We start from the raw sequence: 12418 nt of genomic DNA on the forward strand, positions 1-12418 counted from the left end.
TTTTCCTATTTTTTATTTAATACTTGTACAGGAGAATCTGGGAATACCCTTTCATTTCCTTTACTAACTACATCCATGCCAACTGATAGACCTTCTCCTTGAATTGCTACTTTTTTTCCTAAATAACCAATCACTTGTACAGGTATCATTTTAGCTATCATTTTGTCTGTAACTATAAAGACAACATTTTGACCAAATCGTTTAATTACAGAATCTCTTGGTACAACTAATGCTTCTGTTTTTGCATTCTTTGATAATGAAACCTTTGCTTCTTGTCCATCAAAAATAAAACCATTATTTACATCTGCTTTAAACTTTACAGGAAAAGTTCTTGTTAATATATCCCCATTAGGAATTGCTGCAAGTAATTTTGCTTTTATAATTTCATTTCCAAGATAAATATCATAAATTTCATTTTTTCTAAGTCCATCAACAACAGATAAAGGAATGTTAAAAGTAATTTCTATTTTTGAAGTATCCACTACAGTTGCAACTTTACTTCCTGCATTTACCCACTCCCCTAAATCAACATATCTTTCAACAACAATTGCATTATAAGGTGCTTTTATTTTTTTCTTCTGGCTTTGTATTTGTAACTCTTTTAATGTAGCTTCTAAGGCTTGTACATTACTTAAACTAGAATCCTTTTTTAATAAAGCATCATCGTACTCTTTTTGAGTTATTGATTTCGTCTCTAAAAGTTTTTTATACCTCTTATAATCTTTAGATGAATTTTTATTTTCATCTTTTGCTGCTTTTAAATTAGCTTTTGCTGCTTTTATTTGAGCATTCAAAATATCAGCATCAATGTGAACTAAAGTTTTTCCTTTTTTTACCTTATCACCTAACTCAAAATTTATTGTTTTTACTACCCCTGAGTTTTGTGCTGCAAGTACTGACTTTTGATCAAACTTTACAGTTCCAACAAACTCTTGTAAAGGATTAACTTCCTCTTTTACTATTTTCGATACTTCCACTAAAGATGCCCCTTGTGCACTTATAAGAAGTAAAAAGAAAATAGATAAACTAAATATTTTCTTTGACATTATAAATTTTCCTCTTTTATTAATTTATTCGTAATTCTTTGAACAGCAGGAGCTACAAAAAATACAATTGGGAAAGCACAAACATAAGCTTTAAAAAATGCTTCCATCCACCTAATAACAAAATCATCTACAAACCCCAAATTTATAAAAGTAATTACCATACTCATAATGAAACTCATAAACAAAGACATAAAAAAAGCAAAAATAACTCTTCTATATTTCATATCAAACATTTTTTATCTCCAATAATTTAAAAAAAGAATTTAAAAAATCTTCACATACTTTTCTTGCATCAAAATTTTCTTGTGCCATTTTTCTAAGAACAACACCCTTTTCAAAACAAATTATTCCCTCTACAAAATCTGCTGCTTGAGGAATAAGTTCACCTGATTTTATACCATCATCTAAAATCTGTTTTATTTGAGAAGTAAAAAACTCATTACAACTACAATTAAAAGTTTTCATTTCTTTATTATCATCTGATAAAACTACAGATAAATAGTCTTGATAACCTTTAAAATGTTCTCTCATTTCTTCACTATCGTCCATCACAAATCTGAAAAAAATCTTTAACTTTTCTTTTGCCGATTTTGTATTTTGTATAACTTTTACAAACTCTTTATGATAATCTTCAATATGTAAATTCATAATTTCAAAAATAATATCTTCTTTGTTTGAAAAATATTCGTAAATAGTTCCCTTACCTATTCCAGCATTTTTTGCCACCTGCTCTACTGTAATATTTCTAATTCCTTTATGTATTAAAGGTTCAGATGCAAGAGCTATTTCTCTTCTTCTTTGATTTTTATCAATTCTTCTTGGACTCAATAATACCTCCTAAGTATCATTATTTTATATTTTCTGACTAATGGTCAGTTATAAAAATAGAAGTATAGAAAAAGATTACTTAAATAGATTTTAACTAATTGACCAGTAGTCAGATATAATTTTATATTAAACTTAATATAGGAATTTATAATAATTTTAAAGATTCTTTATATATAAAATAAGTATACTTGCAAACATTTAAATATATAAAAGGGGTATTATGAAAAAATTATTATTAGCTTTAAGTTTTTTAGTTTTAATATTACAAGGATGTACAGAAAGTAAAAAAGATGAAAGTACAACAAATGAAGTTAAAGAAATCGTTAAAGATAAAGCTGAGGATGTTGCAGACAAAACTGAAGATGCTGTTGATGAGGCAGAAGACGTTGTTGATAATAATGAAGATGAAGTTGAAGATAGTATGAATGAAGCTAAAGATAAAGCAGAAGAAATTATCAACAATGTAGAAAATGAAGCTAAAGAAACTTTAAAAACTATAAAAGAGAGTGTAGAATAACACTTACTCTTTTAAGAAGAACATGAAAGCTGTATATTTGCATATTTAATAGGTGTTGGCTTAGCATATTGTTCAAATTCTTTATGTTCATCAAAAGGAGTTTGAGCAATATTTAGTAAATCATTTACTAAAGTAAAATTTCCCTCTTGAGCTTTTTCTATAGCCTCTTGCAACATATAATTTTTAATCACAAATTTTGGATTTGTTTTTTTCATAAGTTTTTTCATCTCATTGAAATCTTGTTTTTGAGTACTTATTACTTTTTTATATTTTATAAACCAATCTTCTAAAGCTTCTCTTATAGGTACAATATCTAAAATTGAAGAAAAATCTTCAAATGAGTCCAATTTTGTAAGTTCCCAGAAAAAACAATTGTAATCACACTTTGACACCTCTAAATCTTCTAATAAATCTATTATTAAATCTACATTTGAATCACCACTTAAAGATTCATCAAGTCCTAATCTTTTATTCATTAGCTCTAAGTAATATTTTTGATTTGTACTCATAAAAGTTTGTAAATACTCCAATAATTTATCTATATTACAAACATCTTTTAAACTATAGGCTAAAACTTCCAAATTCCATTTTGCTATATGGGGTTGATTATTATAAGAGTATCTTCCTTCCACATCAGTATGATTACAAATACACATCATTTCAAAGTTATCCATAAAAGCATAAGGACCATAATCGATTGTAAGTCCATCTACACTCATATTATCTGTATTCATAACCCCATGCATGAACCCGTAAGCCATCCATTGTGCCATAAGTTTTGCTGTTTTATCAACTAATTCAAAATAGAATTCTTCATATCTATTCTTATTGTTCTTTAAATGACTATATGAATTCGTAATAACATACTCTAATAACTTTATTAAATGATCTTTCCTTTTTTTTGAAAAATATTCAAAAGTCCCTATTCTTACCCATGATGGAGATATTCTTAAAACTATTGCAGCACTTTCAGGCTCACTATATGGTCTATACACTGGATGTTTAGAACCAATTAAAGCTAAAGCTCTTGTAGTAGGAATTCCTAAATGATACATTGCTTCACTCATAATAAATTCTCTAATACTTGACCTTAAAACTGCTCTACCGTCTCCTTGTCTAGAATATTTTGTAAGACCTGCTCCTTTTGTTTGTAAATGCCAGTTATTGATGCTACCAAAGTTAATAGCTCTACCATCTCCTAATTGAGGAACATAATAACCAAACTGATGACCAGAATAAGCCATAGAATAAGGAATAGAACCTTTTAAAAGCTTTTCTCCATTTACAAACTGCACAAACTCTTCTTTTTTGCATTCATCATAATCTAAATTTATTAAATCACAAGCAGCTTTTGAAAAACTTATTAAATATGGAGTACTTAAAGCTTGTGGTTTAACTTTTTGATAAAATATTTCATCAAAGTCAAAATAATCACATTTAAATTCTAATTCATTTAATTTCATAAAAAACCTTATACTATTTTGCAAATTATAAAACAAGATATTTTCTGTCATATTTAATCATCAATATACTTTATAAAATTAAGCTATATTACAATGTTACCTTATATATAAGTTTTTATAATAATAATTTTTTTTTAATTCTTAAACTTTTTAACTCTTATGAAAAATTCGTTATAATCCACCTAAAAAATTGGATATGCATGAAAAAAATTAAAATAGAAACAGCTCTTAGCCATATAGCTAAGTATGCACCTTTTGAGGATAAAGCAGGTGCTTCACATTTCCCCATTTATAACACAGGAACTTTTGATTTAAAAAAACAAGAGGGAGATAAAATATATGATTATACAAGAAGTGATAATCCAACAAGAGAGATGTTAGAAAATCTTTTTACTGATGTAGAAAATGCTGCTGGTTGTGTATGTACTCATACAGGAATAGCTTCAGTAGCCTTACTTTTTGAAACTGTTTTAAAAGCAAATTCTCATATTTTAGTGGAAGCTGATTGTTATGGTGGTACATTTAGATTATTAAAAGTATTCAAAGAAAAGTATAATATTACAGTTCATTTTGCAGACTTTTTAGAAGAAGATAAACTAGAAGATATTTTAAAAAATAATACAATAGATTTAGTACTTTGTGAGTCTCCTACAAATCCTGGTCTTAAAATTATAGATTTACAGAAGATTGCAACTTTAACACATAAATATAAAGCCTTATTTGCAGTTGATAATTCACTTGCTACTTTTATATCTCAAAGACCTTTAGACTTAGGAGCTGATTTTTCTTTATTTTCAACTACTAAATATATTTCAGGTCATGGGGCTGTTGTTGCTGGGGCAATTGCAGCAAAGACAAAAGAATTAGCCCAAGAACTTCACTATTATGCAAACGCACAAGGAAGAAGTCAAAACCCAATGGATGTTTATCTTATTTCTTTAGGAATTCCTACTTTAAAAGTAAGAATGAAAGAACATCAAGAAAGCTCTATAAAAATTGCAAAGTTTTTAGAGAAACAAAGTTACATTACTAAAGTAACTCACCCTGCTTTGGAATCTCACCCTCAATATGAACTTGCAAAAAAACAAATGGAATATATTCCTGGTGTATTTTGTGCAGATTTCCAAACACTTGAACTTGCGGAAAAGTTTATTGAAAATACAAAAATATTTGGTGAGAAATGCTCTTTTGGAAGCCCTGATTCAAGAGCTGAAATCCCTGCAAAGATTTCCCATGCTTCTTTCTCAAAAGAAGAATTAAAAGCAATAGGAATTAGTGATGGAACAGTTAGATTTTCTATTGGTTTAGAAAATTTTGAAGATTTAATAGAAGATATAAAACAAGCAGTAAAATAGATGAAAAATAGTTTTTTTAAAGCCATTCCAAGTGGAGAAACCTTACCTATAAATAATATCCATGCAGTCTCAGTTTCTATGCCAACACTTAAAGATGTAATAGGTTATGAAGAACAAGATGAAAAGACTTTAAAAGTTATTAAAAGTGGTTATCCAAGGTTTATCTTACATCCTTATTTAAAAAAACTTAGTGAATATATAAAAAAGAAATATGATGTTTGTGATGAATATGAAGTTGTTGTTTTAAGTTCTCAAAAAGCTGCAAAACTTATAAGTGATAAATACTATATTTACAATAAAATAGAAATAGATGAACCTTTTGGAGTGATTCTTGTACAAAATGGAACAAGCCAACTACAAAAGGTACTTACTTATATCCAACATGTAGGCTGTAATCTTTCTTCAAGATTAGCAGAAGAGTATCTTTACAAAGTTAAAGAAATAGATACTTTACATAAAGAAGAATTAGAAAAAGAAGAAAAAGCTAAAGATATAGTAATAAATACATTAGCAAATGCCTATAAACAACCCTATGAAAATGTTTGCTTAACACCTTCTGGAATGAATGCAATTTATTCTGTAATTAGAGGTATAAACTCTATTCAAAGTCATAATGGAAGAACTGTCTTAGTTCAATTTGGTTGGTTATATCTTGATACAATGAATATAGTAAATCATCATTATCAAAGACAAAAAATTTTTAAAGATATTAAAAGATTAGATTTATTAGAAAATTATTTGAAACAAAAAGGTCTAAAAGTTGCTGCAATAATAACTGAAATTCCTACAAACCCCCAATTAAAAACTGTAGATATAAAAGCATTGCGTAAACTTTGTGATAAATATAATATTCCTCTTATCATAGATACAACTTTTGCAACACCATATAATCTTGATTTAACTTCATATGCTGATATCTTCGTAGAATCATTGACAAAATTTGCTTGTGGAAATGCTGATGTTCTAATGGGAGCTATAATCTTAAATAAAAAACACAATCTTTCTCATATGAATGAAGAATTCTTTCAACACTGTGAACCAATTTTTATAAAAGATATCCAAAGATTAGCTGTAGAAATAAAAGATTATAAAAAAAGAGTAAAACAAATAAGTAAAAATACTATAGCTTTAGTAAACTATCTAAAAACCTGTCCATATATTAAGAACTTATACTACTGTATGGATGAACAAAACAAAGATAACTATTGCCAAACAATAATTGATGATAATAGTTATGTAGGTATAGTTTCTGTAACTTTTAATAAACCCTTTGAAGAAGTTTATGATAAATTAAATTTTGCAAAAGGTCCGAGTTTAGGAACTGAATTTACACTTCTTATGCCTTATACTTATTTAGCTCATTATGATTTAATAAAAAGTGAAAAAGGTCATAAAGAATTAGAAGAAATCGATTTACCTATAAACCTACTTAGAATCTCTGTAGGAATAGAACCTATTGAAGAGATTATAAATGAGTTTAAAAGAATTGAATAAGTTTTAAGCAAAGCAAAAGACCTATTATTAAAAGTGCTTATTAAGAATAGTTTTAATATTATTTATCATTATAGTTTTATACAAGGAAATACGTTATGTTAGATAACTTCTCTATTCTTTTTAAGTTGAAAATAAATAGTTTTCTTATTATTTTAGGTTTATGTATATCAGCTTTGATTACTTATAATACTTTAAACTCTTTATCCAAAGAATACAGTTACTCTTTAGATATTGCAAAACAAAGTGAAACTTTAAATGCAATTTATATAAATGGTCTTTTATATAACTCTTCATCAGGTGTAGTTTTTCAAAACCCAAGTTCAGCAAAGGCTAAAAACACAATGACTACAGCAATAAATGCTGTACAAAAAGCTGCAAAAGAGTTTGAGGGTTTAGATAAAAATTTATACTCAAAATTTGAACCAAAAGTAACAAACTTTTTAAATATCGTTAAACCTTTATATAAAAAAGTAGAAGATGGAAACTTACTAGAAAAAAAAGATATGAGTAGTTCTCTTCAAGCGTGGAGAGATTTAAAATTTACTATTACTGATATTTTAAAAATCATTCAAGCAAACTCACAAGTAGCACAAAAAAACTTTCATACTATGATTGAAGACTCAATTATAACTATAGTAATTCTTATGTTAGTTATAATATTGGTTATTTTAGCTTTTAATGTTCTTCTATCAAGAAGTATTATTTCTCCTTTAGAAAGCTTAGAAAAAGCTATGGCTAACTTAACAAACTCTTCAGATATTAATAAAAAAATAGAAATAAAAACAAAAGATGAAACAGCAAAAATTGCAAAAAACTTTAATGAATATATAAATAAAATAGAAAAAGCTCAAAGTGAAGATACTCTAGTTATAAAAGATGTACAAAATGTAGTAAATGAAATAAAAAGTGGTAAGCTAAATACAAGAGTTAAAACAAAAACTTCAAATAGTTCTATCATGGAGTTAGTAACTGCTTTAAATAGTATGCTTGATACTTTACACAATATTATTGACCATGCTTTAAATACTTTAGATAAATATCAACATGAAGATTTTAAAATGAAAACCTCTATTAACTCACAAGGAGAAATTGCTGCTTTACTTAAAGGAATTGATTCTTTAGGAGATGCTATTTCAAAAATGTTGGTACAAAGTACAAAAAGAGGTTTAGAGCTTAGAACAAGTTCTGCTACTTTACTAAAAAATGTAGACACCTTAAATATAAGTTCAAGTGAAGCAGCCTCAAATCTAGAAGAAACTGCTGCTGCTTTAGAGCAAATCACTTCAAATGTTACAAGTAGTACTCAAAAAATGAATAAAATGTCACAAGTAGCAAACAAAGTTACAAGTGCCACAAAAGAAGGTCAAGATTTAGCTCATAAAACAGGTGCTTCAATGGATGAAATTGATGAACAAGTTAATCTAATAAATGATGCAATTACAATAATTGACCAAATCGCTTTTCAAACAAATATTCTTTCACTAAATGCAGCAGTTGAGGCAGCTACAGCAGGAGAAGCAGGTAAAGGTTTTACTGTAGTTGCAGGAGAAGTTAGAAATCTAGCAACAAAATCTGCTGAAGCAGCAAAAGAGATAAAAGAGTTAGTAGAACATGCTACAGTTAAAGCAAAAGAAGGAAAAGATATCTCAGATAGTATGATAAAAGGGTATTCAAGTTTAAATGAAAACATTGACCAGACTTTAAAGATTATAAAAGAAGTTTCTATTTCAAGTAATGAGCAACAAAAAGGAATAGTTCAAATAAATGATGCAATAAGTGGACTAGACCAAAAGACTCAAGAAAATGCGCATATTGCTTCTCAAGTACAAGAAATAGCATTTTCAACAGAGAAACTTGCAGAACAAATTGTAGAAGGTAATAGTACAAAAGAGTTTTTAGGAAAAGATGAATTAAATTTTTAATTCATCTTTTTTAAATTAAATTAGCATTTAAATAAAGGAAAACTCCTAAAATAAACATAAAAATAGGAGCTATTATTTCTAAAGCATAAGTTATTTTATGAGACTTTTCTCCAAGTTTATTAACACTTGTTCCTAAGAAAGAACTTGCAAAAATAACAACACCCATTCCTAAACTAATAGCAATAGAAGCAAGAAATACTGCAAAATATGTTTTTAAAACAAAAGCATATATAAATAAAACTACAGTTCCAGGACAAGGAATCAAGCCTGAAGTTATTACAAAATATAAATCTTGCTTCATAAAATTTGGTTTTAGACTTGTTGTATTTTTAGGTTTTTGAGTACTCCATACAGAAGTTGCTTCACTCTTTTTTTCTATAGGAGCATGGGAACTGCAACAAGAACTACAAGAGCAACTTTTGTTTCTTAATTTATTTGATAGAATATAAACTGCTAAAACCATAATTAAAACGGAAGAAACTTTTGTTAATATTTCAACAGAATCATTTACAAAGTTGTTTAAAATAGATTCTAAAATAAAAATAGAAACAACAACTAAAATTAAAGCACCTATAATATGTACAAAAGCACTAGCTTGGGAAATAAAAAAAGCTTTTGTATAGGAACTTTTATTTGCCATAAAATAAGAAAAAGCTAAAGATTTTCCATGACCAGGACCTAAAGCATGAACCATTCCATAAATAAAAGAAACTACTAAAAGCATTAAAAGAGCAAGATTATCTCCATTTTCAATTTTTACAAGATAATGTTTTACTTTTTTTACAAAATAATTTAAAAGTGATTCATCTTTTATTTTTTCTTCCTTATATAAAGACTCTTCTAGTTCACTATCTTCTAACTTTTCTTCCATAACTTTACTTTGTTCTTCTTCTTTTACCTTTGAAGAAACTTGAGCATTTGCCAAAGAAAAACTAAATAATAAATCTTTTTTAGTACCTATTTTATTTACTTTTACTTCTTCAAGACCAGTTATTTTTGATAACTTATCAAAATGAATTAAAATAAAATAGTTTTCTTCATCAAAAACACTAAAATATAAAAGATTTTCATTTTTTATATCATAATTTAAATCTATAGTATAAGAAAAATGCAAAATTGAATTTTTTATATATACTTCTTTTTTAAATACCTTTACTTTTTCACTCTTTTCTTTATCTATGGTTTTACCATAAGAGAAATGAACTAAGTAATTTCTTGGAATAACATAATCATAAATAGCTTGAGCGATAAGATCTAACTCTTCTTTTTCAAAAAAATTATTTGTATTTGTATCATAAACTTCTTTTAAAGTATTTGTAAAATCTTTTGTTAAAACCCAAGTTATCTTAGCTGAGTTAATCTTTTTATCATTTGTATCTACTTCAATAAAATATTTTGTTTCAGGAGAATATATGGTACAAATAGCACAGGCAAAAACACTATTACTTAAAAATAATATTAAAATTAGAGTTCTAGTAAAAAGAGACAAAGTATATAACCTTTTCTTATATTTAAGATAATCAAAATAGCTTGTAATAGTAGTACAGAAAAACTTTTACGCAACTTAGTTGTAAATTTTATACATTAAAATATACTAAATTTAAAACTAATAAGTTATAATTTAAACTATGAATTTAGAAGCAATAAAAAAGAAGTCAAATATAAAGTTTACAACAGCTAGAAAAGCTATCTTAGAAGTGTTTATAAAACATAATTGTCCTGTTTCTTATGAGGACATAAAAGATGAGTTATCAATGGATAAGGCTACTTTTTATAGAAATATTACTATTTTTGAAGATGAAAAACTAATCAGTTCTTTTGAATCTAATGACAGAAAAAGATATTATGAAGTACAAAAAAATGCTCATTCTCACTTTATCTGTACTGCCTGTTCAAAGATTGAATGTATTCATGAAAAACCTCAATTTAACCTTGAAGGTCATCAAATAGATAATATTATTATAAAGGGTATCTGCCCAAATTGCTTACATAAAGGAAATTAACATATGATTCAACGATTGATTACTTTAGAAAAGTTTATCAATAAAGAAGCTCTAAGTGGTATTTTATTATTTGTAGCTACAGTTGCGGCTGTAATAGTTGCTAATTCAAGTTTAGGACAAGCCTACTATGACTTATGGCACTTACCTCTTGGACTAAATATAGGTGAAACTGAAGTTTCAATGTCTCTTACTTATTGGATTGATGATGGTTTAATGGCATTATTCTTTTTAATGGTAGGACTAGAAATAAAAAGAGAAATGCTTATAGGAGAACTATCTTCAGTAAGTAAAGCTTCCTTTCCTATAGTTGCAGCTGTTGGGGGTATGGCTATTCCTGCATTAATTTATGTGGCATTAAATCCTGATAATCCTCTAGGTTTTGGTGTTCCAATGGCAACTGATATTGCTTTTGCTCTTGGTATTCTTATGCTTTTAGGAAATAAAGTAAATCCAGCCTTAAAACTATTTTTAGTTGCTTTAGCAGTAGTTGATGATTTAGGTGCTGTTTTAGTTGTAGCAACTGTGTACACAAGTGAAATTCAAAGTCAATATTTTATACATGCAGGTATTATCTATGCTTTAATTTGGATATTAAATAAAAGAGGAGTTACAAACCTTTTACCATATTTACTTTTAGGTATTGCTCTTTGGGTATATATTCATGCTATTGGTATTCATGCAACTATTGCTGGTGTTTTATTAGCATTTGCTATTCCTATTGGTTCAAAAATAGATGAAAAGAAATTTATAAAAGATACAAAAGGTGCAATTGATGATTTTGAAAGAAATATAGATGATGTACCAATTTTGAATCATCATCAAATTGATTCTTTAGAAACTATAGGATATGGGTATGATAAAGTACAAAATCCTCTTGTAAGATTAGAACACAATTTACATGGTCTTTCTGCATTTTTTATTATGCCTTTATTTGCTTTTTCAAATGCGGGAGTTTTAATTGACTTTTCTACTGTACATGCAAACTTAGCAATTGTTTTAGGAGTTGTTTTAGGATTAGTTCTTGGAAAACCTATTGGTATTTTAGGATTTACTTATCTTGCACATAAACTAAAAATTGTTAAAAAACCAGATACTATTTCTTGGAGTGAGATTTTAGCTGTTGGATTTATTGCAGGTATTGGTTTTACAATGTCAATTTTTATTACTCATTTAGCATTTTTAGATGAAGATGTTATATCAGCAGTAAAACTAGGTGTATTTGCAGCTTCTTTTGTTGCAGCTATAATTGGGGTATTTTTACTTTTAACAGTGAAAAAATTTAACAAATAATTAACACTTCAATAATAAAATAAAAGAAAAAAGGTTTATTATGAAAAAAGTTTTTTTAAGCTTATTTATTGGAACAATGGCACTTTTTGCTTCTAGTATAGAAGTAAAAGACTCTTATGTAAGAGCTACACCTCCAGGTTTACCTAATTCTGCTGCATTTATGACATTAGTAAATACTACAGATAAAGATTTAGCTGTAGTAAAAGCAAGTTCTGCTGTTTCAAAAGTTGTAGAACTTCATACTCATACAATGAAAGATGGAGTTATGAAAATGTTTCAAATTCCAAAAATTGATGTTCCTGCAAATGGTGAAACAGTTTTAAAACCAGGTGGTTTACATATTATGTTAATTGGTTTATACAATCCTTTAAAAGTAGGAGAAAAAGTTGATTTAACTTTAGAATTCTCAAATGGTGAAACAAAAACAATCACAGCTGAGATTAAAACTGTTATGGGTGGAATGAAACATCATGGTAATCACAAGGGAATGAAACACTAAA

12 protein-coding genes are annotated in these 12418 nt (G+C 27.3%); 7 read left to right on the forward strand and 5 right to left on the reverse strand.

Annotated elements, in window-relative coordinates; all coding sequences use genetic code 11:
* Positions 1–5: 5 nt before the first annotated feature.
* The 3 genes from CP965_RS12785 to CP965_RS12795 are packed head-to-tail and all read right to left on the reverse strand — an operon-like array spanning position 6 to position 1874.
* On the reverse strand, positions 6–1046 hold the full coding sequence (locus tag CP965_RS12785) for an efflux RND transporter periplasmic adaptor subunit (protein WP_129062512.1): 1041 nt from the start codon (positions 1044–1046) through the stop codon (positions 6–8).
* On the reverse strand, positions 1046–1279 hold the full coding sequence (locus CP965_RS12790; RefSeq protein ID WP_129062513.1) for a DUF2798 domain-containing protein: 234 nt from the start codon (positions 1277–1279) through the stop codon (positions 1046–1048). The genes CP965_RS12785 and CP965_RS12790 overlap by 1 nt, the downstream gene beginning before the upstream one ends.
* Positions 1272–1874: a TetR/AcrR family transcriptional regulator gene (locus CP965_RS12795; protein WP_129062514.1), complete on the reverse strand. Its 603-nt coding sequence runs from the start codon at positions 1872–1874 to the stop codon at positions 1272–1274. The genes CP965_RS12790 and CP965_RS12795 overlap by 8 nt, the downstream gene beginning before the upstream one ends.
* Before the next feature lie 220 nt (positions 1875–2094).
* Between CP965_RS12795 and CP965_RS12800 the strand changes: the two genes are divergently transcribed.
* Positions 2095–2391: a YtxH domain-containing protein gene (locus tag CP965_RS12800; protein WP_129062515.1), complete on the forward strand. Its 297-nt coding sequence runs from the start codon at positions 2095–2097 to the stop codon at positions 2389–2391.
* A gap of 11 nt (positions 2392–2402) precedes the next feature.
* On the opposite strand, the gene CP965_RS12805 is transcribed toward CP965_RS12800, so the two are convergent.
* Positions 2403–3854, reverse strand: coding sequence for a protein adenylyltransferase SelO (locus CP965_RS12805; RefSeq protein ID WP_129062516.1), 1452 nt, complete (start codon positions 3852–3854; stop codon positions 2403–2405).
* Positions 3855–4054: 200 nt separating this feature from the next.
* Here CP965_RS12805 and CP965_RS12810 point away from each other — a divergent pair, with 200 nt between their 5' ends.
* From CP965_RS12810 to CP965_RS12820, 3 genes are all read left to right on the forward strand, one after another.
* The gene (locus CP965_RS12810; protein ID WP_129062517.1) at positions 4055–5209 is read left to right on the forward strand and encodes a trans-sulfuration enzyme family protein; all 1155 of its coding nucleotides are present in this window, start codon (positions 4055–4057) and stop codon (positions 5207–5209) included.
* On the forward strand, positions 5210–6703 hold the full coding sequence (locus CP965_RS12815; protein ID WP_129062518.1) for a PLP-dependent transferase: 1494 nt from the start codon (positions 5210–5212) through the stop codon (positions 6701–6703).
* A 95-nt stretch (positions 6704–6798) separates the two neighbouring features.
* The gene (locus CP965_RS12820) at positions 6799–8625 is read left to right on the forward strand and encodes a methyl-accepting chemotaxis protein (protein WP_129062519.1); all 1827 of its coding nucleotides are present in this window, start codon (positions 6799–6801) and stop codon (positions 8623–8625) included.
* A 10-nt stretch (positions 8626–8635) separates the two neighbouring features.
* Here the strand turns inward: CP965_RS12820 and CP965_RS12825 are convergent, their stop codons facing one another.
* Positions 8636–10114, reverse strand: coding sequence for a HoxN/HupN/NixA family nickel/cobalt transporter (locus CP965_RS12825; RefSeq protein ID WP_129062520.1), 1479 nt, complete (start codon positions 10112–10114; stop codon positions 8636–8638).
* A gap of 139 nt (positions 10115–10253) precedes the next feature.
* Here CP965_RS12825 and CP965_RS12830 point away from each other — a divergent pair, with 139 nt between their 5' ends.
* Genes CP965_RS12830 through CP965_RS12840 form a run of 3 tightly spaced genes read left to right on the forward strand, consistent with a single transcriptional unit; the run spans position 10254 to position 12417 of the window.
* A complete protein-coding gene (locus CP965_RS12830; protein ID WP_129062521.1) occupies positions 10254–10628 on the forward strand; it encodes a Fur family transcriptional regulator in 375 nt (124 codons plus the stop codon).
* Between the two features lie 3 nt (positions 10629–10631).
* A complete protein-coding gene (gene nhaA, locus CP965_RS12835) occupies positions 10632–11918 on the forward strand; it encodes a Na+/H+ antiporter NhaA (RefSeq protein WP_129062522.1) in 1287 nt (428 codons plus the stop codon).
* 40 nt (positions 11919–11958) lie between these two features.
* Entirely contained in the window at positions 11959–12417 is a 459-nt protein-coding gene (locus CP965_RS12840; RefSeq protein ID WP_129062523.1) for a copper chaperone PCu(A)C, read from the forward strand.
* Position 12418 lies beyond the last annotated feature (1 nt).

This window comes from Halarcobacter mediterraneus (assembly GCF_004116625.1).
Taxonomy (GTDB): Bacteria; Campylobacterota; Campylobacteria; order Campylobacterales; family Arcobacteraceae; genus Halarcobacter; species Halarcobacter mediterraneus.

Coding starts and splice junctions, on each gene's coding strand:
- CP965_RS12785 (WP_129062512.1), bottom strand. CDS start 1,046: ATGTCAAAGAAAATATTTAGTTTATCTATTTTCTTTTTACTTCTTATA.
- CP965_RS12790 (WP_129062513.1), bottom strand. CDS start 1,279: ATGTTTGATATGAAATATAGAAGAGTTATTTTTGCTTTTTTTATGTCT.
- CP965_RS12800 (WP_129062515.1), top strand. CDS start 2,095: ATGAAAAAATTATTATTAGCTTTAAGTTTTTTAGTTTTAATATTACAA.
- CP965_RS12805 (WP_129062516.1), bottom strand. CDS start 3,854: ATGAAATTAAATGAATTAGAATTTAAATGTGATTATTTTGACTTTGAT.
- CP965_RS12810 (WP_129062517.1), top strand. CDS start 4,055: ATGAAAAAAATTAAAATAGAAACAGCTCTTAGCCATATAGCTAAGTAT.
- CP965_RS12815 (WP_129062518.1), top strand. CDS start 5,210: ATGAAAAATAGTTTTTTTAAAGCCATTCCAAGTGGAGAAACCTTACCT.
- CP965_RS12820 (WP_129062519.1), top strand. CDS start 6,799: ATGTTAGATAACTTCTCTATTCTTTTTAAGTTGAAAATAAATAGTTTT.
- CP965_RS12830 (WP_129062521.1), top strand. CDS start 10,254: ATGAATTTAGAAGCAATAAAAAAGAAGTCAAATATAAAGTTTACAACA.
- nhaA (WP_129062522.1), top strand. CDS start 10,632: ATGATTCAACGATTGATTACTTTAGAAAAGTTTATCAATAAAGAAGCT.
- CP965_RS12840 (WP_129062523.1), top strand. CDS start 11,959: ATGAAAAAAGTTTTTTTAAGCTTATTTATTGGAACAATGGCACTTTTT.